Source organism: Flavobacterium helocola (assembly GCF_038289885.1).
GTDB lineage: Bacteria > Bacteroidota > Bacteroidia > Flavobacteriales > Flavobacteriaceae > Flavobacterium > Flavobacterium cheniae.
The window spans coordinates 282,870-305,067 of record NZ_JBBYHT010000003.1; the positions used below are offsets into that span (position 1 = coordinate 282,870).

Below are 22,198 nucleotides of genomic sequence, written 5' to 3' on the forward strand. Positions count from 1 at the left end.
AAAATACACTGATTTTGAAACTTTGCCAACAAAATAATTTGATTACTTTTGTGAAAATTCAATTTTTATGGCAATTAGCGGTTTAGTCATTACTTATAATGAAGAAAAAAATATTGGAAAATGCATCGATGCTTTGTTTGAAGTGTGCGATGAAGTAATCATTGTTGATTCGTTAAGTGCTGATAATACAGTGAAAATTGCCGAAGAAAAAGGAGCAAAAGTTATTTCTCAAAAGTTTCTTGGCGATGGACCACAACGCACGCATGGATTGCCATTTTGCAAAAACGATTGGATTTTAAATTTAGATGCAGACGAATTTTTAGATAAAGATGCTAAAGAATTTATCTTAAAAGGAAAGTATTTAGAAGGAAATCATGATGCTTTTTCGTTTCGAGTTAAAAACTTTTTAGCCGATGAATTGATTGATTTTTCAGGTTGGTATCCTGATCATAAAGTGCGTTTTTTCAATAAGAAAACGGCAAAACCTTCAGATGCTAAAGTGCATCAAAAAATTGAAACGACTAACGAGAAAAAAGTAGCCGTTCACATTTTACATTACGGTTGGGAATCTTTTGAGCAAATTATAGCTAAGAAAAACCAATATTCTACTTGGCATGCGCAACAACTTTTTGATCAAGGAAAAAGAGTAGGAGCAATGAAACCTGTAATCAATGGTTTAACCGCTTTTATAAGATGTTATTTCTTTAAAAAAGGAATTTTTAACGGAATTGACGGAATTACAATTGCTTTAATCCAAGGATTTTTCTCGCACATGAAATACGCCAAACTGCTGAAATTACAACGCCAAGAAAAATTATTGAAGCGTTAATTTATTTCCAATCATTCGCTCGTTAAACGATTGAATATACGCTTTTATAAACGTTTCCATTTCGGTTGTTTTTGCTTTTTCGGTTTTGATTAAATTGGTTTTTAGCAATTCATCTTTCTTGAAATTATATAATCCTAACGATTTTTTTCCGTCGAAAGCCAAGTAATAGTCGCCTGAAACATAATGGTAAATATTATCTAAATAATACACCACAAAATCTTTTTCAGATTTGTACGATTTTCCATAGGTAATCATTTTACTATCAATATTCAAATAATCAATTATCGAAGGCATAATGTCAATTTGTTGTAAATTCTTTTGATTTTTCCCAACGATAGAAGGATTTGAAGGATCGAAGAATAAAATGGGAACTCTAAATTTTCCAACATTAGTTTTAAATTTTTTCTCTGTTGGTTCTGATGAAGTGTGGTCTGACGTTATTACGAATAGCGTGTTTTTATACCAATCTTCTTTAGAAGCTGTTTCAAAAAAGCGTTTCAAAGCATAATCAGAATAAGCAATACTTTCATGAATTTTAGTAGTTCCTTTTGGAAATTTTCCTTTGTGTTTTTCTGGAATAATATATGGATTATGTGATGAAATTGTAAAAATCGTACTGAAAAATGGTTGTTTGAATTCGGTCATTTTACCTGAAAAATATTGCATAAATTCTTCATCAAAAATGCCCCATCTTCCATCAAATGCTTCTGGACCAACGTATTCATTCTTCCCAAAATAATTATCAAAACCTGCAACTTTACAATATTGGTCAAAATTCTGACTTCCGTTGAAAGCACCATGAAAAAACGCAGTTTGATAACCATTATCTTTTAATATTTTTGGTAAACCATACACTTCATTAATCGAATAACTTGACGTAATTAGCGAATTATTCATCAAACTCGGAATACTCGAAAGCGTAGAAGGAACCGCATCAATAGAAAGTTTTCCATTAGCAAAACCGTTTTCAAAGAATAACGATTTTTCAATCAAACCATCTAAAAAAGGCGTTTGTCCACGCTGAATATTTTCTCGTCCGAAACTTTCTAAAATAATAATTACCACATTTTTTTTGTTCGGATTTTCAGTTGAAGAGATTTCAGTTATTGGATTGAAAATTTGATTTAATTCTGTTTCTGAAAAGTATTTTGGTGATTCTAACGTTTCTTTTTTACCAATAGTTTTGATGATGCAAAACGGAGTATTCAGCACAATTGCCGACTGATTTATCGAACCATAATTTACAGCATCAACAATACGTAACGGTTTTTTCTGGAAACCACCACGACCTAATAAGAAAACAAATCCCATTAAAAGAATAAATATTCCGGATTGTTTCGCAATTTGTGACCAGTTTGCACTTTGTTCGCTTGCTGATTTTAGATTAGCAATCATTTTCCAAAAGCCAAAACCCAAAAGAATTGCTAATAACGGCAAATGCCAAAACTCAACTAAAAAAGAAAAAATTAATCCGCCAATTTCATTTTCCATTCCGCTTGCGGTAATCATGCCAAAAGTACTTCTTCTGCCAGTGAATTTGTAATATTCGAAATCAACAAAATTGGTTAAGATGAAGATGAAATTCACGATGAAGAAACCAATTTTCAAATACTTTTGATAGTTAGGTTTGTATTTAAAATTACCTGGAATAAAATGCAAAAGCGCAAAAACTAAATTGATGTAGGCAATTGCTGATAAATCAAAATGAATACCGCCTAAAAAACCTTTAGCAGAAATGTTTTCAAAAGCATTTTTATTGAAAAAGTAAAACAACAAACGACAAATTTGGTAAATAAAAAGAACCACAAAAAAACGCTTGAAAAATAGTTTTACACTGCTAAAATAGTTTGACATAGAAAGGTATTTTTCAGCAAATTTAACTATTCATATAAAATTTACAATTTATTTACTTGTAATTTACTTTTGGAGGATAATAAAAATTCCAATTCACAACAATTTTGTCATGAATTGGAATTCAACTTCGTACTTCTAACTTCGTACTTTGATTTATACCGCTACGTTGTATTCTCTCAATGCATCATTTAAAGAAGTCTTCAAATCGGTTGAAGGTTTTCTTTGACCAATGATAATTGCACAAGGCACTTGATAATCCCCAGCTGGGAATTTCTTCGTATAACTTCCTGGAATTACTACCGAGCGAGCCGGAACAACACCTTTATATTCTATTGGCTCATCGCCTGTAACATCAATAATTTTGGTAGATCCTGTCAAACATACATTCGCACCTAAAACCGCTTCTTTTCCTACGTGAACTCCTTCTACCACAATACATCTAGAACCGATGAAAGCACCATCTTCAATAATTACTGGAGCGGCTTGTAAAGGTTCTAAAACACCACCAATTCCAACACCACCAGAAAGGTGAACATGTTTTCCAATTTGTGCACAACTTCCTACGGTTGCCCATGTATCTACCATCGTGCCTTCATCTACATAAGCACCAATGTTTACATAACTTGGCATTAAAATTACACCACTAGAAATATAAGCACCATATCTTGCTACTGCATTTGGAACTACACGAATTCCTTTTTCTGCATAATTGCGTTTCAATAACATTTTATCGTGATATTCAAAAATACCCGATTCCCAAGTTTCCATTTTTTGAATAGGGAAGTACATTACCACCGCTTTTTTAACCCATTCGTTTACTTGCCAGCCATTTTCAACTGGTTCAGCAACACGAAGTTTTCCGCTATCTAATAATTCGATAACTTCTCTAATGGCTTTTTGCGTAGTTTCTTCTTGTAATAAAGCACGATTTTCCCATGCTTGTTCTATTGTAGATTGTAAATTGGTCATGATTCTAAATTTTGTAGTGCAAATATAACATTTTATGAATTTTGGAATTCTTTTTGATATGAGAAATAAGTCGTAAATTTACATTAATCACAAAAAAACAAACAACATGAAAAAAAGTCTTCTAATTTTAGGAATAATAGCTATTGGTCTTACTTCTTGTAAAAAGGAAATTGAAAAAGAAACAGAAGGAACACCAATTGATTCTACAGTAGTTCAAGTTGATGAACATAACGCTAAAAATAGTTTAGATTATCAAGGAAACTATAGGGGTAATCTTCCGTGTGCCGATTGCGAATCTATCGAAACTACGATTTCATTAACTGAAGATTCGTATATTAAGGAAATCGTTTATAAAGGGAAATCGAGTAAAGTGTTTAAAGAAACTGGTAAATTCACATGGAACGATGCAGGAAATACGATTACGCTTTCGGGTTCAGCTGCACCAAATCAATATTTTGTGGGTGAAAATGCATTATTTCATTTAGATGTTGATGGAAAACGCATTGAAGGTGATTTAGCTTCAAAATACCAATTATCAAGAATTGAAATTTCTGAACCAATTGCTCCAGTTCAAAAAGAAGAAACAAAAACCAAAGAAGTTCCTAAAGTTGAATTGAAAAATTCAAAATGGCGTTTGGTGAAATTATACGGAAAAACTATCGAAAAGAATAAAGATAGTAATAGAGAAAATGGAATTACTTTTAATCCTGATGGACGATTTTCAGCTTTTGCAGGTTGTAATAATATGATGGGAAGCTATAAGTTAAAAGAAGAGGTTAGTCGTATTGAATTCTCAAAAGTAGCTTCCACCATGATGGCTTGTGAAGATATGGTAACCGAACAAGAATTTGCTAAAGTTTTAGAAATGGCTGATAATTATAATTTTGATGGTAAAACCTTAAAATTAAATAAAGCCAGAATGGCAACTTTAGCAGAATTTGAAATTATTAAGTAAATTGAGCTTATATTTGCTAAAAATTAGTAAATAAATGCGAATTTTAGCCATAGATTACGGAATCAAAAGAACAGGAATTGCCGTTACTGATGAAATGCAGATGATAGCTTTTGGGCTAACTACAATTCCATCCGAAACTGCAATTGCTTTTTTAAAAGATTATTTTTCGAAAGAAAAAGTAGCCTGTGTAATTGTTGGCGAACCCAAACAAATGGATGGAACACCTTCGCAAAGTGCCGAAATCATCAATGCTTTTGTTGCTAAATTTCAAGCAGCTTTTCCAGAAATGCCTGTGAATAGAGTAGATGAACGATTTACTTCCAAAATGGCGTTTCAAACCATGATTGATAGTGGCTTAAATAAAAAACAACGCCAAAATAAAGCTTTGGTTGACGAAATTGCCGCAACAATTATACTTCAAGATTATTTGCGTTATAAAAAATAATAGTACATTTATATTCAATTTTATTACTGAATGAAACATCAATTAGACGCTAAAGACCAAGCTATTTTAGAAATTTTACAACAAGATTCAACAATTTCGGTGAAAGAAATAGGGGAACGTGTTGGGCTTTCGTTTACTCCAACATACGAAAGAATTAAAAATTTAGAAAAAAATCAGGTGATAACTAAGTATGTAGCGTTAGTGAATCGATTTAAAATTGGTGTTCAAATCGTAGTGTATTGTAACGTAACTTTAAAAGAGCAATCTAAGGTAGCTCTTGACGCTTTTGAACAAACTATTGTTGCCATTCCTCAAGTTCAAGAAGTAATTAGTTTGTCTGGAAATTATGATTATATGCTAAAAATCATTGCAGAGGACATTACATCGTACAATGATTTTGTGGTAAATGTAATTTCAAATATTCCTAATATTGGACAATATCACAGTAGTATCGTTTTAAACGAAACTAAAAAAGAAACAGCATATATGTTGCCAAAGGTAACTAGTTAAACTTCGAAACCACTTTTTCAAAAGCTTTTTCAATTAATTCGTTGCCCAAATTTCCTATGCTCCCTTCATGCGTATGATGGATTTCGTAATTTGGACTAAAATCCTTGTTTTCAATAGCCAATCCAATGTTTTTATAAGCATCTCTGAACGGAACTCCATTTAAAACTTGTTGGTTAACATTTTCAACACTAAACATATAATTGTATTTAGAACCTTTAACGATATCTCTTTTTATTTCAATATGTTGCAACATGAAATGCAACATATCTAAACATTCTTTCAACGATTGAATTGCAGGAAACAAAGCTTCTTTTGATAATTGAACATCTCTGTGATAACCTGAAGGCAAATTGTTAGTCAATAAGATTAATTCGTTTGGTAAGGCTTGTATTCTGTTACATCTTGCTCTCATAATTTCAAAAACATCCGGATTTTTCTTGTGTGGCATGATGCTACTTCCAGTTGTTAATGAGTCGGGAAAGGAAATAAAACCGAAATTTTGATTCAAGTACAAACACATATCGTATGACAATTTACCTAAAGTTCCCGCCAAACCAGCCATTGCCATTGCCATTACTTTTTCCGATTTTCCTCTTGTCATTTGTGCATGAACTGAATTTACGTTTAAGGTTTCAAATCCTAACAATTCGGTTGTCAACGTTCTATTTAATGGAAACGAAGTGCCATATCCAGCTCCTGAGCCCAGTGGATTTTTATTGATAATGTTGTAACTTGCCAATAGTAATTCTAAATCATCCACTAAACTTTCGGCATAAGCTCCAAACCACAATCCAAAGGAGGATGGCATAGCAATTTGCAAATGAGTATAACCCGGAAGTAATACCTCTTTGTGTTGGTTGCTCAGCTGAATTAATGACGAAAAAACAGTTTCAGTAAGCGATTTGATCTCTAAAATTTCGGCTTTTAAATACAGTTTTAAATCGGTCAGAACTTGGTCATTTCTCGAACGACCACTGTGAATTTTTTTTCCAACTTCACCAATTCTTTGAATTAGCAAATGTTCTACTTGCGAATGCACATCTTCAATTCCAGGTTCGATTTCAAATAGATTTTGTTTAATTTCTTCTAAAATTTTTTGAAGCTCGGTTTCGATTAAAAGCCATTCTTCCGTTTTTAATAAATGGATAGAATGCAACATTTCGCAATGGGCTAACGAACCCAAAACGTCATATTTAGCTAGAGCGTAATCAAATTGGACATCATTTCCAACAGTAAATTTTTCTACTATTTTAGCATGAAACGCATTGTCACTAGCTTTTTTTTGCCATATTTTTTCTGCCATAACTACAGGATTTGGGTTAAAACGGAATTGTATATTTGAATTGCGTTTTTAATTTCATCTACATAAATAAATTCATCACTACTATGCGATCGCGTTGATAATCCTGGTCCCATTTTTAGAGACGGACAAGGAATTACCGCTTGGTCTGATGAGGTTGGCGATCCGTAATACGTTCTTCCCATTTTTATTCCAGCTTGCACAAATGGATGCGACAATGGAATTGAGGAGGAATTAAGCCTTAAGGAACGTGGCGTAACCTCGCTTTTGATATTTTGTTGAATGATATTGAAAATTTCTGTGTTAGAATACATTTCTGTCGTTCTAACATCAACCGTAAACTGACAAGAATCGGGAACTACATTGTGTTGTGAACCGCTGTTGATGATTGTTACTGTCATTTTTACTTCACCTAATAAATCGGAAACTTTATCGAATTTATACGAATTGAACCATTGGATATCTTCCAAAGCATTCAAAATGGCATTGTCGTGATTCGGGTGTGCGGCGTGAGAGGAAGTTCCTTTAGCAACGCAATCTAAAACCAATAATCCTTTTTCGGCAATGGCTAAGTTCATTTCGGTTGGCTCTCCTACAATGGCAAAATCGATAGTGCCAAGTTTTTTAAAGATTGATTCTATTCCATTGACACCAGAAATTTCTTCTTCTGCGGTAGCCGCTAAAACTAAATTATAATTCAGATTTTCTTTATCGTAAAAATGAATAAAAGTTGCAATTAAACTCACCAAACATCCGCCAGCATCATTACTTCCCAATCCATATAATTTGCCCTCTTTTTCAATAGGTTCAAACGGATTTAAAGTGTAACTCGCATTTGGTTTTACGGTATCATGATGTGAATTTAGTAGAATAGTTGGTTTGGATGCATCATAAAATTTATTGAAAGCCCAAACGTTATTCATTTCGCGATGGGTTGGTATGTTGTACGTTGCAAAGAACTTTTCTATACAATCCGCTGTTTTATCTTCACTTTTACTGAACGAAGGAATCGAAATCAATTCTTTCAATAATTCGTAAGCCGATTCAAAAAGATTAGTTAATTCTTGTTCCTTCATAATGATTGCTTTTTATAAAATTTGTAATGTTTTCTGCTGATGTAATTCCGACTTCTTCTACACCGTTTACCAAAGCATCAAACGCATTTTTAATTTTTGGAACCATTCCTTTATTGATGATGCCTTCTTCTTTTAATTTTTGAAAGGTATCCCAATCTAAGTTTTTGATTACCGAATTTTCATCATCGGAATTGTTTAAAACACCTTTTTTTTCAAAGCAATAAGTTAATTTTACTTGAAATGAAGTTGCCAAAGCCGAAGCCAAAACACTCGCAATGGTATCGGCATTTGTATTTAATAATTGACCTTGTTTGTCGTGAGTAATTGCGCAGATGACAGGTGTTAATCCACTTTGAAGTAATAAATCTAGAAAATTAGAATTCACATTTTCAATGGAAATATCACCCACAAATCCGTAATCGATTTCCTGATGAATTCTTTTTGTTGCTGGAATTAAATTACCATCAGCTCCAGATAAACCAACACTATTAATGTGGTGTTTTTGAAGTTTTGCAACTATATTTTTATTGATGTAACCCGCATAAACCATGGTGGTAATTTTTAAGGTTTCGGCATCAGTTATTCTTCTTCCTTCTATTAATTGTTGTGGAATATTTAGTTTTTCAGCTAAATTGGTTGCTAATTTTCCACCGCCATGAACTAGAATAAAAGGTTCGTTTAAACTCGCAAGCGATTGGATGAAATCATTCAATTTCGATTCATCATCTATAACATTGCCACCAATTTTTATAATGTTAAGCGTTTTCATTTGATTCTAATATTTTTTGAAGCACTATCTGTGCTGCATATGTTCTATTATTAGCTTGCTGATAAATTAGAGAATTTTGGCTGTCTAAAACTTCATCACTTACTTCTACATTTCTTCTTACAGGTAAACAATGCATTATTTTAGCATTATTAGAAACTTTTAATTTCTCATTCGTTAACATCCAATTTTCGTTGGTTTCAAGGATTTTTCCGTATTCTTCAAATGACGACCAGTTTTTAATATATACAAAATCAGCATCTTGTAGCGCTATTTCCTGATTGTGCTCAATGGTTGCATTTTGAGTAAATTTTGGATCCAATTCATATCCTTTTGGATGCGTAATTACAAATTCGCAATCCATTTTATTCATCCATTGAGCAAATGAATTTCCAACGGCATGTGGAATCGATTTGATATGAGGCGCCCATGTCAAAACTACTTTTGGTTTCTTGTTGATTGGTTTTTGCTCTTCAATCGTAATACAGTCAGCCAAACTTTGTAACGGATGTAACGTTGCTGATTCTAGAGAAATAATAGGCACAGTCGCATGTTTTTCAAATAACGAAAATACCTTTTCATAAGTGTCTTCTTCTTTGTTAGTCAAACTCGCAAAACAACGAATACCAATAATATCGCAATATTGACTTAAAACTTGCGCCGCATCTTTGATGTGTTCAACTGTTCCACCATTCATAATCGCACCGTCTTCAAATTCCCATATCCAAGCTTCTTGATTAGCGTTCAAGATAATAGTGTTTAGTCCTAGATTTTGTGCTGCTTTTTGAGTGCTTAATCTAGTTCTTAGACTTGAATTTAAAAAAACCAAGCCCAATGTTTTTCCTTTACCTAATTCGCTTTTTTGTAAAGGTGTTTTTTTTAATTGGATTGCCTCTTGAATAAATGTATCAAGATTGGTTATGTCATCTACAGAGAAAAATCGTTTCATATTCATAAATTGGATTTAGATAGAATTTTAAATGCTTCTATAAATACATCTAATTCTGTTTTTGTAATGTTTAAAGCGGGAAGAATTCGTAATGTTTTTGGGCACGAAGCATTTCCAGTTAAAATATTGAATTCACTCAGCAATTTGTTTCGTAATGGCGCACAAGAAACTTTCAGTTCAATGCCAAACATTAAACCTTGATAGCGGATTTCGTGTATTAACGGATCATCTTTTAATGCTTCGTTTAAGTAGTTTCCTAAATCTGTTGCGTTTTGTAGTAAATCTTCATTTTCAATGGTTTCCAAAACAGCTAACGATGCGGCACAAGCCAAATAATTTCCTCCGAAAGTAGTTCCTAATAAACCATGTTTTGCTTGGAATTTTGGCGAAATTAAAACGCCACCAACAGGAAAACCATTTCCCATTCCTTTTGCAATGGTTATAATATCGGCTTTTATACCGGCATGTTGATGCGCAAAAAACTTACCCGTTCTTCCGTAACCTGATTGAATTTCATCGCAAATGAAAACCGCTTCATGTTCATCACATAAACTTCTAATTTTCTCTAAGAAGGTTAGTTCTGGAATTTGAACACCGCCCACACCCTGAATTCCTTCAATGATTACAGAAGAAATTTCATGATTTTTAAATGCTTCTTCTAACGCAGTTGTGTTGTTAAAAGGAACAAAAATAAAGTTGTCCGACTCATTCGTTGGTGCAATAATACTTTTGTTGTCAGTTGCCGCAACGGCAGCCGCAGTTCTTCCATGAAAAGCCTTGGTAAAGCAAATGTTCTTCTTCTTTTGTGTGTGAAATGAAGCTAGTTTAATTGCGTTTTCGTTCGCTTCGGCACCTGAGTTGCACATGAAAAGCGAATAATCTTCATAGCCACTAATTTGACCTAGTTTTAGTGCTACTTCTTCTTGTATTGGAATTTTTACTGAATTGGAATAAAATCCAATATTATGTAATTGTTCAGTGACTTTTTGTACATAAGTAGGATGGCTATGGCCAATTGAAATCACGGCATGACCACCATATAAATCTAGATATTTTTCGTTTTTATTGTTCCATAAATAACTTCCTTCTGCTTTGATGAAGTTTAAGTCAAATAACGGATATACATCAAATAATTTCATTTTTTTCTTTTTAAAATGCTGAGGCTTTTAATTTTAATCCCAGCGTTGCTTCCCAACCAAACATGAGATTCATATTTTGAACCGCTTGTCCAGAAGCACCTTTTAATAAATTATCAATAACGGAGTGAATGACCACGTGATTTTCGTCTTTTTCGATGAATAATAAACATTTATTGGTGTTTACCACTTGTTTCAAATCGATGTTGGTTTTAGACAATAACACAAATGGATTGTTCCTGTAAAAATCTTCATAAAGTGTTTGAATTTCTTCTAAACTCATTTTTGTTTCAATCGTAGAACTAGTGAAAATTCCCCGAGTAAAATCCCCCCGCCATGGAACGAATTCAAGTGCTATTTTTTCTTCGTTTAGATGGTTTATTGTTTTACAGATTTCAGCCACATGTTGATGTTGTAAAGTTTTGTAAGCCGAAATATTATTAGCTCTCCAACTAAAATGCGTAGTGTCTTGCAATTGTTGTCCTGCACCAGTCGAGCCTGTAATTCCGGTTGTGTAAACTGTTTTTAAAATCTTTACTTTCGCAAGTGGGAGTAACGCTAATTGAATCGCAGTAGCAAAACAACCTGGGTTGGCAACGTAATTACTTTTTTCTATCGCTTTCTTATTGATTTCTGGTAAACCGTAAACAAAATTTCCTTTTTCAAATGTGCCGTCAATTCTGAAATCATTACCTAAATCGATGATTTTGATGGTTTCATTCACTTCATTGTTTTCTAGCCAAATTTTACTTTCTTTATGAGGAAGGCACAAAAACAAAACATCAATCTCTTGGGAATATTTATTGGTAAAAATCAAATCTGTTTCGCCAATTAAATCGGTATGAATACTGCTGATTGCTTTTCCATTTTGACTTCTGCTTAACGCTAATGTTATTTCGGTTTTTGGATGATTTAAGAGTAGACGAATCAATTCGCCACCGGTATAACCTGCAGCTCCAACTATTCCAACTTTTATTATTGATTCCATTTGAATTATATTTTACTCTCGTTCACCTGATGATAAATGGTAAGCGAATTGCTGATTATTTTTGAATATCCTTTTACATCTTCACCAGACCAACCCAAATTCATTTCGCCATAGCTTCCAAATTTGGATGCCATTAAATCGTTTTCTGATTCTATACCGTTAAGGATAAAACGATAAGGTAAAAGTGTCACGATGACTTTTCCATTGACTGTTTTTTGTGAATTGGTGAAGAAAGTTTCAATATCACGTAATGCTGGGTCTAAGAACAAACCTTCGTGTAACCAGCTACCATACCAATCCGCTAATTGACTTTTTAAATTCAATTGAAATTTCGAAAGCGTATGTTTTTCCAATAGATGATGTGCTTTTAAAATAATCAAAGCTGACGCCGCTTCAAAACCAACTCTTCCTTTTATTCCGACAATGGTATCACCCACATGAATATCTCTTCCAATAGCGAAAGGAGCAGCTAAACTTTCCAAATACAAAATAGCTTCACTTGGATGTGAAAAAACGGTTTTATTAATTGCAACGATTTCACCTTGTTTAAAATGTAAAATGACTTCTGTTTTATCCGCTTCTGTTTTTTCTAATTGCGAAGGAAAAGCCGTTTCAGGTAAATATTGATTGGAGGTTAACGTCTCTTTTCCACCTACAGAAGTTCCCCAAAGCCCTTTGTTTACAGAATATAACGCTTTTTCGAAATTCATTTCTACTTGATTTTCTTTCAAGAACTCAATTTCGGCTTCTCTTGAAAGTTTCAAATCTCTGATAGGAGTTATGATTTCGATATTGGGACAAAGAATATTAAAAATAACATCAAATCTTACTTGATCGTTTCCAGCGCCTGTACTTCCGTGCGCAACAGCATCGGCATTGATTTTTTTTGCATAATCGGCAATAGATTTTGCTTGAATGGTTCTTTCAGCACTCACAGAAAGCGGATAGGTGTTGTTTTTCAATACATTTCCATAAATCAAGTATTTCACACAAGTGTCATAATAATTTTTTACGGCATCAATACACGTGTAAGAATGTACACCAAGAGTCAAAGCGCGTCTTTCAATATCTTTTATTTCTTCGGATGAAAATCCACCAGTATTTACTGTAACGGCGTGAATTTCGTATCCTAATTTTTTTGATAAATAAACGGCACAAAACGAAGTGTCTAATCCTCCGCTATAAGCTAAAACTACTTTTTTCATGGTTTTCTTCATTTGGTATTAATGCTATTTTTGGTTCGTACAACATGGCAGTGCACAAACAATTTTTCTTTTCTTTTGCGATTAAAATTTCATAATTGATACAGCTTTTGCATCCGTTCCAGAAATTTTCATCTTGCGTTAATTCGGAATAGGTTACGGGTTCGTAGCCTAATTCACTATTGATTTTCATTACAGCTAATCCAGTTGTTAATCCAAAGATTTTAGCATTTGGAAATTTACTTTGCGACAATGAAAAAATGGCCTGTTTAATTTTTCGAGCCAGTCCGTGTTTTCTAAATTTTGGAGCTACAATCAATCCTGAGTTTGCTACAAATTTCTCGTGACTCCACGTTTCGATGTAGCAAAATCCTGCCCATTCGTTTTCTTCGGTAAGGGCGATAATTCCGTTTCCGTCTATGATTTTTTTACTTAAATATTCTGTTGAACGCTTTGCGATTCCTGTTCCTCTCACTTTTGCGGAAAGTTCCATTTCTTCTATGATGGCTTCGCAGAAAATCAAATGTTGAGAATTCGTTTGCTCAATTTTAATGGTCATTTCTTTTAAAATTTCGGCAAAACTAAATAAAATTATTTATTAAATAACAAATTAAAGATAAAATATCTTTTTTTAATTAATTTTTAAGATTTTAAATCTTAATTTTAAATTATTATTTATTTGTTATAACTGTTTTATTGTCTGTATATTTTACTATTTTTGTACCCTTAATTTCAAGATTATGATTTTACCAATATACGGATACGGAGAACCAGTCTTACGCAAACTATGCGAGGACATTACTCTAGAATATCCGAATCTTAAAGAAACAATTGCTAATATGTATGACACCATGTATCATGCGCATGGCGTTGGTTTGGCTGCTCCACAAGTGGGTATGCCAATTCGTTTGTTTATTGTAGATACCGAACCTTTTAGCGATAGTGATGACGTTTCCAAAGAAGAAGCGGCTTTAATGAAAGAGTTCAAAAAGACTTTCATCAATGCAAAAATCATTAAGGAAGAAGGTGATATTTGGGGATTCAACGAAGGTTGTTTGAGTATTCCAGATGTGCGTGAAGATGTTTTTCGTCATGATACCATTACAATTGAATATTTTGATGAAGATTTCAATAAGAAGACTGAAGTATATAATGGTTTAATCGCGCGTGTTATCCAACATGAGTACGACCACATCGAAGGAATTTTATTTACCGATCACTTATCGATGTTGAAAAAGAAGCTAATTGGGAAGAAATTGCAAAACATTATGGATGGTAAAGCAAGACCCGATTATAAAATGAAGTACGTAAACAAAAAAGGACGTTAATTTGCAGTATTCAGTGTTCAGTTTTTAGTATTCAGTTTAACTTGTTTAGTTTCTTTAAACTTTTTACTTATTACTTTTCACTTTTTACTTTAAAATAATATATTTGCCAACCTTAATAAGTAAGAAACATGAGCATTCAAAAAATATTAGCTATTTCTGGGAAACCAGGTTTATATGAATTAAAAATTCAAACACGTACAGGATTTGTAGCCGAATCTTTATTAGACGGAAAAAAGATAACTGTAGGAATGAGAGCTAACGTAAGTTTGTTATCAGAAATTGCAGTATACACGTATTCAGAAGAAGTGCGTTTAGCAGAAGTTTTAAAAGCAATTGCTACGAAAGAAAACGACGGTATAGCAATGTCTCACAAAGAAGACGATGCGAAATTAAAAGCGTATTTCAGAGAAATTTTACCAGAATTTGATGAAGACAGAGTATATACGTCTGACATCAAGAAAATCTTAAACTGGTACAATTTGTTACAACCAAAAGGTTTCGTTTCATTAGAAGCGTTATCTAAAGAAGTAAAAGAAGAAGAAGCTCCAGCTGCTGAATAAGCATTGGAAAAATTATACTTTAAAATCCTGCGTTTTCCACGTGGGATTTTTTATTTTTACGATATTATTTCCATCAATATAGTACAGACAAGCCAATGGCTTGTCTCAACTTCAAATAAACATCACGAAAATGAACACACGCCAACAACAACTACAAGCTTTCAATCGACTTTTAGATATCATGGACGATTTACGCGAAAAATGTCCTTGGGATAAAAAGCAAACACTTGAAAGTCTTCGTCATTTAACGATTGAAGAAACCTATGAATTAGGCGATGCAATTTTAGACAACGATTTGGAAGAAATCAAGAAAGAGTTGGGCGATGTATTGTTGCACATTGTGTTTTATGCGAAAATTGGAAGCGAAACCAATGCGTTTGATATTGGAGATGTAGCGAATTCCATTTGTGATAAATTAATTGATCGTCATCCGCATATTTATGGCGATGTGGTGGTGGCTGATGAAGAAGAAGTAAAGCAAAATTGGGAAAAATTAAAACTGAAAGAAGGCAAGAAATCAGTTTTGGAAGGTGTGCCAAAAAGTTTACCGGCGTTAGTAAAAGCAAGTCGCATTCAAGATAAGGTTAAAGGTGTTGGATTTGATTGGGAAGAATCGCACCAAGTTTGGGACAAAGTGCAAGAAGAACTAAACGAACTCCAAGTTGAGGTACAAGCTGGCAACCAAGACAAAATAGAAGCCGAATTTGGCGATGTTTTGTTCTCCATGATAAACTACGCAAGATTCTTAAAAGTAAACCCAGAAGACGCTTTAGAACGCACCAATAAAAAATTCATTAAACGTTTCCAATATTTAGAAAGCAAAGCCACCGAATTAGGAAAACCTTTAATGGACATGACGCTAACCGAAATGGATGTTTTTTGGGAAGAAGCGAAGAAGCTTTAATTGACAATTAATAATTAACAATTCATAATTCACATGTACTACGCAGTAATTTTTACCTCTACCAGAACCGAAGTGGAAGCAGGTTATGCCGAAATGGCAATTAAAATGGTGGAATTAGCCAAAGCCCAACCTGGATATATAGGTATGGAAAGCGCACGAAGCGAAATTGGAATTACCGTTTCGTATTGGGAAAGCTTGGAAGCCATAAAAAACTGGAAAGCCAATATGGAACATGTAGAAGCACAAGAAAAAGGTAAAACCACTTGGTACAAAAATTACAAAGTAAGAATTGCCAAAGTGGAAAGAGAGTACGAGTTTTAAAAGGGTGATTTAAACGCTAAGTTTTTTTGCCTAGTTTGTCATGTTGATGTAACGAAGCATCACATAACGCATATCACGTCCAGTTTGTCATGCTGAAAGCATCTCTTTTATGTCATCCCTACGGGATTTTACCAACACTAATACATTAAGTTACCCATATTTCATGCCTAACGGCATTTTCAAACAGTTGTATTAACTTTTTTAGTTCCGTAGGAACGAGATATAGGTAGTTCCGTAGGAACGTAATATGGGTAAAAAATAAACACAACGATTAGGAAGTCCTGTAGGGACGATATTTTTAGTTGTTTTTGTATTCACGAGCGTGATTCTCGTGTTAGCCTAGCATTGAGTTTTATTTACTAGTTTTTCTAAAATAATTATCGCTCCAATTATAAATGTTGCAATTGTTAAAAAGAAGAAAATGTAACTACCAATCAATGTCTTTTGATATACTTTACCTCGCAATTTCACATTTTTATTATTATCAAATCTTTCGTTTATTTTCTCTTTCGATATCCCATAATATTCACAAAGCTTATTTTTGTATTCTTCTATTTGAACTTCAATATCGTTGCCGTCTGCTAAAGATTTGTAATAATTTATAAGAAGTGTTCTGTATTCTTTTATACTTTCTTGTGAACTGTTTGAGAAGTCTGGTTTTTCTTGAATGATTTTAAAATCTTGTTCAAAATAATAGATTATATCTTCAATTGTATCGCTATTCTTTATTTTTCTGGGGGTTGGAAATTCTAATGTAGTCGAAAAGCCATCCGCATAACCAGCAAAATCCATATTAATCGCAGTTAATAACATTTGTGAAAAAAAAGAAAAAATTCTAAAGATTAATCCAAAAATAACAACAATCAATGAAACTATAGTTATTTGATTTGATAACTCTGTTATGGTTTTATAATTTGGGTTTTTTATGTCATAGTCTTTGGTGAAAAGTATTACGAAAATACCGATTGAAAATCCAACAATCCAAATTATAATTCTATCAGCTCTTTCAAAACTTTGATTACTTCTTTCTCCATTTTCAATTGTTGACTTGCTTATTTTTGAATAAAGATATTTTAAAAATTGATTTGTCATAATTCATTTTTTGAGTTGCAATTATCTCTAAATTGTTTGATACAATTAACTTCTTCCACAAATATACCCAAATTCCCATAAACTCAATTACAGATTTTATGTGCATTTTTAAACAAGCAAAAAAAAAATCCCGAGCCTTAACTCGGGATTCTATCTTACATATTTTTAATTTGCTGTAGCTTTTCTTTCCACAATTTCAAGTCGTCTTTGTGGCGTTCAATGTTTTTCTGAACTTCTTTAATAAAAGGATTTTCACCTTTAGAACTACTGCTAATAAACTGAATGTTGTTCTCTAACTGGAAAATTTCGCTTTGTACTTCGTCGATTTTCTTTCTAATAAAGAATTGCTCTTGTTCTAAAGCACGTTTGTCATCGTTGTCGCTCATTTGCTCTAAACGATTGCTAAAACGCATCATTTCGGTGTCTTTTTTAGACATGCTTAGTTTTTCAAACAAGGCATCTAAAATCTTATTGAATTTACCTTCAATGTGTCTTCTGTTAAAAGGCACTTTTCCAAAGGTTTTCCAAGTCGCAATGTGTTCTTTTATTGCATCTAAATCTGCTTTGTGTTCGCCACTTAACGTAAACGATTTCAACTCTTCTAAGAATGCTTTTTTCTTTTCAAATGCTTCTACTTCTTCACTAGATTCGGCATTTTTAGCTTCGTGCATTCTATCAAAATACGCATTACACGCATCTTTAAAGTCTTTCCAAATGCTATCCGAATATTTACGAGGCACATGTCCAATTTTCTTCCAATCGTCCTGAATTTTCTTCATAATTGGAGTAGTCGCAGCGAAATCAGAATTTTCTTTTAACGATTTTGCTTTTTCTACTAATTCCAATTTCTTAGTTAAATTCTCGTGTTGCTCGTGTTTGATGTCTTTATAGAAAACGTTTTTGTGTGCATTAAACGCTCTAACCGCATTTTTAAATTTAGCCCAAGTTTCCTCAGTTACTTCCGCTGGAACTTTACCTGCTTTAAAGAACGCTTCGCGCAACGCTTCCATTTTCTTAATTTGCGCTTGCCATCCACTGTGCGAATCGATTTTCTCGGTTCCTAAAGCTTCAATTAGCACTATAATTTCGTTTTTAACCGCTAAATTATCCGTTTCTTTTCCTCTTGCTACTGCGTATAAAGCTTCACGCTTGTCGTGCATTTGTTTGGTGATTTCGCTGAATTCGTCCCAAATCGCTTCTCTGTGTTCACGATCAACTGGACCAATTTCTTCTTTCCAAACGCGGTGTAACAATTGCAATTCACGGAACGCTTTCATTACGTCTTCCTCGTTTAGTAATTCCTTCGCTTTAGCAATAATATGTTGCTTTTGCTCTAAATTGTGTTTCAAATCTAAATCACGCGCTTCTTTGTCTAAGTGCATGATGTCGTAAAAACGCTCAATATGAAAATGGTAGTTGTTCCACAAGATGTTGTATTTGTCTCTTGGAATTGCACCTGCATTTTTCCAACGCTCGCGAATGTCGTTTACTTTTTTGAACATATCGCCAATATTCGAATCACCAGAATCGATTAAGTTTTTCAACTCTTCGATTAAGCCTTCACGAACGGCAAAATTTTGCTCTAAATTGTTTTGTAATTGTTTGAAATGTTTGGCTTTGCTTGCTTTGTAAGCGTTGTAAATGCCATCAAACTTATTTTTTAAAGGAAAGTGATACTCAAAATCTAAACCTTCTTCGTTGTTTTGAGCTAAGAATTCCTCTTTTTTCTCGTCTATAAAATGGTGGTATTTGTCCGAAAAAGCTTTTCTAATGCCTTCTACATGGTCTTTAATCGCCATTACTTTTTCGTTATCGACTAATTTCTCTAGCTCATCGGTTAAGGCTTCCATCGACATTGCATCGTAATCCAATACTGGAATTTCGTGCTTTTCTTTTATCGAATCATCTTCGCTTTCTTCTGCATTAGAATTGTCTATTTCCTCTAATACCGATTGACTAATAATGGTAACTCCATCTAATTGTTCCATTTGGTCTTGTCCATCTGCGTTATGCAGGTTATCATGTGTTGCTTCTGACATTGTGTAAATGCTTAAGGTTACTAATATTGTGTGAAGATACTAAAGCACTCCGAAAATTCAAAAAAAATCGTCCAATTATCGCTTATTTTCTTTGAAACGAGTGTTTTGGGCATTCTTGCCATCCATTTTCCCGCTATCCGCTATACAAGGTGTCGCTTCTATCGGGGTTAGATAGCTATCAAAAGGCTTTCTTGGGATTGGGTTTTTGAAGAGTTTTTGGTTTTGTGTGTTTCAGAGTAAACGCACAATTAAATGTGTTCTATGCAGAGTGTAATGCCTAAAATCAACGCATAGTTTTTCTAATGTGTCTATGTGTTTAAAAGAAAAATCAGTTATAATCCGCGCTTGAAAACCCGTGTCATCCGCGTGCTAATCTACTCATTCCAAATCTTCCAAGCCTTTTCCGCCTGTAAAACCAACATTTCGTAACCGTTTTTAGTCGCGGCGCCTTGTGCTTTAGCTTTCCTTAAAAATGCGGTTTCTTCTGGATTGTAAATTAAGTCGTAAGCAATGTGTTTTTTGGTAAACAAACTGTAATCTAAATTCGGACAATCGTTCACATTAGGATGCGTTCCTACTGGAGTCGTATTGATGATAATGGTATATTCTTCAAAAATTGAAGCGTCTAATTCTTCGTATTTGTATTGAAATTCATCTGCTGTTCTTGAAACGAAATCGTATTCAATTTTTAAGCTTCGTAAGGCGTAAGCGATTGCTTTACTTGCGCCACCAGTTCCTAAAATCAACGCTTTTTTGTGGTGGTCTTTCAATAAAGGTTTTATCGATTTTTTAAATCCGTGATAATCGGTGTTGTAGCCTTTTAGTTTTTTCTTTTTGGAAATCGTAACGCAATTTACCGCACCAATTTTCTTAGCTGTTTTCGATAATTTATCCAAATACGGAATAATCTCTTCTTTGTACGGAATCGTCACGTTTAAACCACGTAACCCTTTAATTTCGGTAATTACTTTTGGAAACTCTTTGATGCTTTCAATGTCATAATTCTTGTATTCGCAATTGTCAAAATGACCAATTTCAAACTTCTCATTGAAATATTTTTTTGAAAAAGAATAGCTTATGTTTCGGCCAATTAAGCCAAATTTCAACTGTTTTTTTGTTTTCTTTTTCATGGGTAAAAGATTTTCAGAGTTTTAAGAAATCAAATTTAAATAGTATTTTATTATAAATTGTTAAGACAATGTTTATTTTTTAAATTAAGTGAGATAAAATTATTCTTTTGCTAGTTTCTTTTTAATTACTTTAATGATAACAGGAGAAACTGAAAGTAGTGTTATTAATAAAATAACCATATCAAAATTTTCTTTCACCCAAACGACTTGACCTAAGAAATACCCTAAAAAGGTTAAGCTGGTTACCCAAATAAACGCTCCTAAGACACAAAAAACAATATATTTAATGTATGGCATGCTTCCTGCTCCAGCCACAAAAGGTGCAATGGTTCTTAATACGGGTACAAATCGTGCCATGATGATTGCTTTTCCTCCGTTTTTTTCGAAGAAAGTTTCGGTATGAGTGATGTATTCTTTTTTAAGGAAAAGGATTTTCTTTTTTTGCTTTATGAGATTGCCAAATTTATTTCCTACAAAGTAGTTTAAGTTATCACCAAGTAAAGCAGCAATAATTAATAACGGAATAATGATTGACATGCTTAATTGTCCTGTAGAAGCAGCAATTACGCCAATAGCAAAAAGCAAAGAATCTCCAGGTAAAAGTGGCATAAAAACAAAGCCAGTTTCTGCAAAAATAACTAAGAATAAGATTAAGTAAATTAGGTAATCGTATTGAATAATTAAATCTTGTATTACGGTTAAAGGATCATTCAGAAAGGCAGATAAAAAATCGATAATTTCCATTTGGATTGTAGGTTGTTTTAATTTATTACTTAAAAAAAAATAGTTTTAATGAATTTTTAGAAATTGAGGTATTGATTGTAGAACGTTATTTTTTATATTTAGTTTCTCCCTAATTTACTTGCCATTTTTTCCATTCCAAAAATCACAAAAAATCCTAAAATAGCCAATACGATTGCCATTGCAATTTGCGGTTCGCCTTCAAAATTTTGTGGTAAAATACTTTTGTCAATATAAGGCACCACTTCGCCGTGGCTGTTGATTCTGGTTTCTAAAACTTGTTTCCAAGGCCAAACTTTATTTAATGAACCAACCATGAATCCAACTAATAAGGTTAATGTTGTGTTTTTATGATGGGCAAACATCCAATGTAATACTTTAGAAAACGATTTTAATCCGATAATACAACCAAGAGCAAAAACGCCTAGCTTTAATAAAGCTTGTGTTAAGATTTCGGAATTGGCTGTAGTTAAGCCTTCTCTAAAAGTATTGATGGTTCCAATTACGGTTTCATACGAACCCATTAAAAGCAAAATGAAAGCACCTGAAATTCCGGGTAAAATCATCGCAATAATGGCAATAAATCCAGATAAAAATAAATACCAATAACTATCAGGAGAACTTACTGGACGCGCAATAGTAATGTAATAGGAAACGGTAATTCCGATTAGTAAAAATAAAATATCAACTAATTTCCAACTCGTAATTTCTTTCCAAATTAAAGTTATACTCGCAATAATTAATCCAAAGAAAAACGACCAAACTAAGATAGGTTGAGTTTCTAATAAATGCGTAATCACTTTAGAAAAAGTTAAAATACTAATCCCAATTCCAGAAAGTAAAGCCAATAAAAAACTACCATTTACTTGCTTCCAAGCGGCTTTTAAGCCTTCGTTTTTTAATGTTTTTAAAACGGAAATATTCACATTATTAATGCTATCAATTAATTCTTGATAAATTCCAGAAATAAAAGCAATAGTTCCACCAGAAACACCAGGAACTACATCGGCAGCGCCCATCGCTAAACCTTTAAGTGTAATAATTAGATAATCGGGAAAAAGTTTTCTCATGACAATAAAAATTCCAAAGTATTGCTACTTTGGA

Annotated in this window: 23 protein-coding genes; 8 read left to right on the forward strand and 15 right to left on the reverse strand. The window is 33.2% G+C overall.

Annotated features, from left to right (window positions below; genetic code table 11):
- The first annotated feature begins 67 nt into the window (after positions 1–67).
- The gene (locus AAEO58_RS08530) at positions 68–829 is read left to right on the forward strand and encodes a glycosyltransferase family 2 protein (RefSeq protein WP_341683030.1); all 762 of its coding nucleotides are present in this window, start codon (positions 68–70) and stop codon (positions 827–829) included.
- On the opposite strand, the gene AAEO58_RS08535 is transcribed toward AAEO58_RS08530, so the two are convergent.
- Positions 815–2,683, reverse strand: coding sequence for an LTA synthase family protein (locus AAEO58_RS08535; RefSeq protein ID WP_341683031.1), 1,869 nt, complete (start codon positions 2,681–2,683; stop codon positions 815–817). The genes AAEO58_RS08530 and AAEO58_RS08535 overlap by 15 nt on opposite strands.
- Positions 2,684–2,836: 153 nt before the next feature.
- A complete protein-coding gene (locus AAEO58_RS08540) occupies positions 2,837–3,652 on the reverse strand; it encodes a 2,3,4,5-tetrahydropyridine-2,6-dicarboxylate N-succinyltransferase (protein ID WP_341683032.1) in 816 nt (271 codons plus the stop codon).
- Positions 3,653–3,758: 106 nt separating this feature from the next.
- Between AAEO58_RS08540 and AAEO58_RS08545 the strand changes: the two genes are divergently transcribed.
- Genes AAEO58_RS08545 through AAEO58_RS08555 form a run of 3 tightly spaced genes read left to right on the forward strand, consistent with a single transcriptional unit; the run spans position 3,759 to position 5,562 of the window.
- Positions 3,759–4,607 carry an META domain-containing protein gene (locus AAEO58_RS08545; protein WP_341683033.1) on the forward strand — a complete coding sequence of 283 codons (849 nt, stop codon included), beginning with the start codon at positions 3,759–3,761 and terminating at the stop codon, positions 4,605–4,607.
- 34 nt (positions 4,608–4,641) lie between these two features.
- Positions 4,642–5,052, forward strand: a complete 411-nt coding sequence (gene ruvX, locus AAEO58_RS08550; RefSeq protein ID WP_341683034.1) for a Holliday junction resolvase RuvX — start codon at positions 4,642–4,644, stop codon at positions 5,050–5,052.
- 30 nt (positions 5,053–5,082) lie between these two features.
- Positions 5,083–5,562, forward strand: coding sequence for an Lrp/AsnC family transcriptional regulator (locus AAEO58_RS08555; protein ID WP_341683035.1), 480 nt, complete (start codon positions 5,083–5,085; stop codon positions 5,560–5,562).
- Here AAEO58_RS08555 and argH read toward each other — a convergent pair.
- From argH to AAEO58_RS08595, 8 genes are read right to left on the reverse strand one after another with little or no spacing between them, the layout of a single operon-like run.
- Positions 5,555–6,865 (reverse strand): argininosuccinate lyase, encoded by a 1,311-nt coding sequence (gene argH, locus AAEO58_RS08560; RefSeq protein ID WP_341683036.1) that lies wholly within the window; start codon positions 6,863–6,865, stop codon positions 5,555–5,557. The two genes, AAEO58_RS08555 and argH, sit on opposite strands and share 8 nt — an antisense overlap.
- Positions 6,866–6,867: 2 nt before the next feature.
- Entirely contained in the window at positions 6,868–7,938 is a 1,071-nt protein-coding gene (locus AAEO58_RS08565; protein WP_341683037.1) for a M20 family metallo-hydrolase, read from the reverse strand.
- Positions 7,916–8,707: an acetylglutamate kinase gene (argB, locus tag AAEO58_RS08570; RefSeq protein ID WP_341683038.1), complete on the reverse strand. Its 792-nt coding sequence runs from the start codon at positions 8,705–8,707 to the stop codon at positions 7,916–7,918. The genes AAEO58_RS08565 and argB overlap by 23 nt, the downstream gene beginning before the upstream one ends.
- Positions 8,694–9,653, reverse strand: a complete 960-nt coding sequence (locus AAEO58_RS08575) for an N-acetylornithine carbamoyltransferase (RefSeq protein WP_341683039.1) — start codon at positions 9,651–9,653, stop codon at positions 8,694–8,696. The genes argB and AAEO58_RS08575 overlap by 14 nt, the downstream gene beginning before the upstream one ends.
- A 2-nt stretch (positions 9,654–9,655) precedes the next feature.
- A complete protein-coding gene (locus AAEO58_RS08580; RefSeq protein ID WP_341683040.1) occupies positions 9,656–10,792 on the reverse strand; it encodes an aspartate aminotransferase family protein in 1,137 nt (378 codons plus the stop codon).
- A 10-nt stretch (positions 10,793–10,802) separates the two neighbouring features.
- Positions 10,803–11,777: an N-acetyl-gamma-glutamyl-phosphate reductase gene (gene argC, locus AAEO58_RS08585; RefSeq protein WP_341683041.1), complete on the reverse strand. Its 975-nt coding sequence runs from the start codon at positions 11,775–11,777 to the stop codon at positions 10,803–10,805.
- A gap of 5 nt (positions 11,778–11,782) precedes the next feature.
- Positions 11,783–12,982, reverse strand: coding sequence for an argininosuccinate synthase (locus AAEO58_RS08590; RefSeq protein WP_341683042.1), 1,200 nt, complete (start codon positions 12,980–12,982; stop codon positions 11,783–11,785).
- The gene (locus tag AAEO58_RS08595; protein WP_341683043.1) at positions 12,957–13,538 is read right to left on the reverse strand and encodes a GNAT family N-acetyltransferase; all 582 of its coding nucleotides are present in this window, start codon (positions 13,536–13,538) and stop codon (positions 12,957–12,959) included. Before AAEO58_RS08595 ends, AAEO58_RS08590 begins: the two co-directional genes overlap by 26 nt.
- Positions 13,539–13,719: 181 nt before the next feature.
- Between AAEO58_RS08595 and def the strand changes: the two genes are divergently transcribed.
- From def to AAEO58_RS08615, 4 genes are all read left to right on the forward strand, one after another.
- Positions 13,720–14,307: a peptide deformylase gene (gene def, locus AAEO58_RS08600; RefSeq protein WP_341683044.1), complete on the forward strand. Its 588-nt coding sequence runs from the start codon at positions 13,720–13,722 to the stop codon at positions 14,305–14,307.
- A 128-nt stretch (positions 14,308–14,435) separates the two neighbouring features.
- Positions 14,436–14,867, forward strand: coding sequence for a DUF5606 family protein (locus tag AAEO58_RS08605; RefSeq protein ID WP_341683045.1), 432 nt, complete (start codon positions 14,436–14,438; stop codon positions 14,865–14,867).
- Positions 14,868–14,997: 130 nt separating this feature from the next.
- Entirely contained in the window at positions 14,998–15,771 is a 774-nt protein-coding gene (gene mazG, locus AAEO58_RS08610) for a nucleoside triphosphate pyrophosphohydrolase (protein WP_341683046.1), read from the forward strand.
- Between the two features lie 33 nt (positions 15,772–15,804).
- Positions 15,805–16,092, forward strand: a complete 288-nt coding sequence (locus AAEO58_RS08615) for an antibiotic biosynthesis monooxygenase family protein (protein WP_288984551.1) — start codon at positions 15,805–15,807, stop codon at positions 16,090–16,092.
- Positions 16,093–16,431: 339 nt separating this feature from the next.
- Here AAEO58_RS08615 and AAEO58_RS08620 read toward each other — a convergent pair whose 3' ends face one another.
- The 5 genes from AAEO58_RS08620 to AAEO58_RS08640 all read right to left on the reverse strand — a co-directional run bounded on the left by AAEO58_RS08620 (position 16,432) and on the right by AAEO58_RS08640 (position 22,164).
- Complete coding sequence (locus AAEO58_RS08620) at positions 16,432–17,184, reverse strand: hypothetical protein (RefSeq protein WP_291135936.1); 753 nt, start codon at positions 17,182–17,184, stop codon at positions 16,432–16,434.
- A gap of 155 nt (positions 17,185–17,339) precedes the next feature.
- A complete protein-coding gene (locus tag AAEO58_RS08625; RefSeq protein WP_341683047.1) occupies positions 17,340–19,223 on the reverse strand; it encodes a DUF349 domain-containing protein in 1,884 nt (627 codons plus the stop codon).
- A 374-nt stretch (positions 19,224–19,597) separates the two neighbouring features.
- Positions 19,598–20,353, reverse strand: coding sequence for a shikimate dehydrogenase family protein (locus tag AAEO58_RS08630; protein ID WP_341683048.1), 756 nt, complete (start codon positions 20,351–20,353; stop codon positions 19,598–19,600).
- Between the two features lie 99 nt (positions 20,354–20,452).
- On the reverse strand, positions 20,453–21,097 hold the full coding sequence (locus AAEO58_RS08635) for a VTT domain-containing protein (RefSeq protein ID WP_264368499.1): 645 nt from the start codon (positions 21,095–21,097) through the stop codon (positions 20,453–20,455).
- 98 nt (positions 21,098–21,195) lie between these two features.
- Positions 21,196–22,164 (reverse strand): DUF368 domain-containing protein, encoded by a 969-nt coding sequence (locus AAEO58_RS08640; protein WP_133610000.1) that lies wholly within the window; start codon positions 22,162–22,164, stop codon positions 21,196–21,198.
- Positions 22,165–22,198 lie beyond the last annotated feature (34 nt).

Coding starts and splice junctions, on each gene's coding strand:
- AAEO58_RS08530 (WP_341683030.1), top strand. CDS start 68: ATGGCAATTAGCGGTTTAGTCATTACTTATAATGAAGAAAAAAATATT.
- AAEO58_RS08535 (WP_341683031.1), bottom strand. CDS start 2,683: ATGTCAAACTATTTTAGCAGTGTAAAACTATTTTTCAAGCGTTTTTTT.
- AAEO58_RS08540 (WP_341683032.1), bottom strand. CDS start 3,652: ATGACCAATTTACAATCTACAATAGAACAAGCATGGGAAAATCGTGCT.
- AAEO58_RS08545 (WP_341683033.1), top strand. CDS start 3,759: ATGAAAAAAAGTCTTCTAATTTTAGGAATAATAGCTATTGGTCTTACT.
- ruvX (WP_341683034.1), top strand. CDS start 4,642: ATGCGAATTTTAGCCATAGATTACGGAATCAAAAGAACAGGAATTGCC.
- AAEO58_RS08555 (WP_341683035.1), top strand. CDS start 5,083: ATGAAACATCAATTAGACGCTAAAGACCAAGCTATTTTAGAAATTTTA.
- argH (WP_341683036.1), bottom strand. CDS start 6,865: ATGGCAGAAAAAATATGGCAAAAAAAAGCTAGTGACAATGCGTTTCAT.
- AAEO58_RS08565 (WP_341683037.1), bottom strand. CDS start 7,938: ATGAAGGAACAAGAATTAACTAATCTTTTTGAATCGGCTTACGAATTA.
- argB (WP_341683038.1), bottom strand. CDS start 8,707: ATGAAAACGCTTAACATTATAAAAATTGGTGGCAATGTTATAGATGAT.
- AAEO58_RS08575 (WP_341683039.1), bottom strand. CDS start 9,653: ATGAAACGATTTTTCTCTGTAGATGACATAACCAATCTTGATACATTT.
- AAEO58_RS08580 (WP_341683040.1), bottom strand. CDS start 10,792: ATGAAATTATTTGATGTATATCCGTTATTTGACTTAAACTTCATCAAA.
- argC (WP_341683041.1), bottom strand. CDS start 11,777: ATGGAATCAATAATAAAAGTTGGAATAGTTGGAGCTGCAGGTTATACC.
- AAEO58_RS08590 (WP_341683042.1), bottom strand. CDS start 12,982: ATGAAAAAAGTAGTTTTAGCTTATAGCGGAGGATTAGACACTTCGTTT.
- AAEO58_RS08595 (WP_341683043.1), bottom strand. CDS start 13,538: ATGACCATTAAAATTGAGCAAACGAATTCTCAACATTTGATTTTCTGC.
- def (WP_341683044.1), top strand. CDS start 13,720: ATGATTTTACCAATATACGGATACGGAGAACCAGTCTTACGCAAACTA.
- AAEO58_RS08605 (WP_341683045.1), top strand. CDS start 14,436: ATGAGCATTCAAAAAATATTAGCTATTTCTGGGAAACCAGGTTTATAT.
- mazG (WP_341683046.1), top strand. CDS start 14,998: ATGAACACACGCCAACAACAACTACAAGCTTTCAATCGACTTTTAGAT.
- AAEO58_RS08615 (WP_288984551.1), top strand. CDS start 15,805: ATGTACTACGCAGTAATTTTTACCTCTACCAGAACCGAAGTGGAAGCA.
- AAEO58_RS08620 (WP_291135936.1), bottom strand. CDS start 17,184: ATGACAAATCAATTTTTAAAATATCTTTATTCAAAAATAAGCAAGTCA.
- AAEO58_RS08625 (WP_341683047.1), bottom strand. CDS start 19,223: ATGTCAGAAGCAACACATGATAACCTGCATAACGCAGATGGACAAGAC.
- AAEO58_RS08630 (WP_341683048.1), bottom strand. CDS start 20,353: ATGAAAAAGAAAACAAAAAAACAGTTGAAATTTGGCTTAATTGGCCGA.
- AAEO58_RS08635 (WP_264368499.1), bottom strand. CDS start 21,097: ATGGAAATTATCGATTTTTTATCTGCCTTTCTGAATGATCCTTTAACC.
- AAEO58_RS08640 (WP_133610000.1), bottom strand. CDS start 22,164: ATGAGAAAACTTTTTCCCGATTATCTAATTATTACACTTAAAGGTTTA.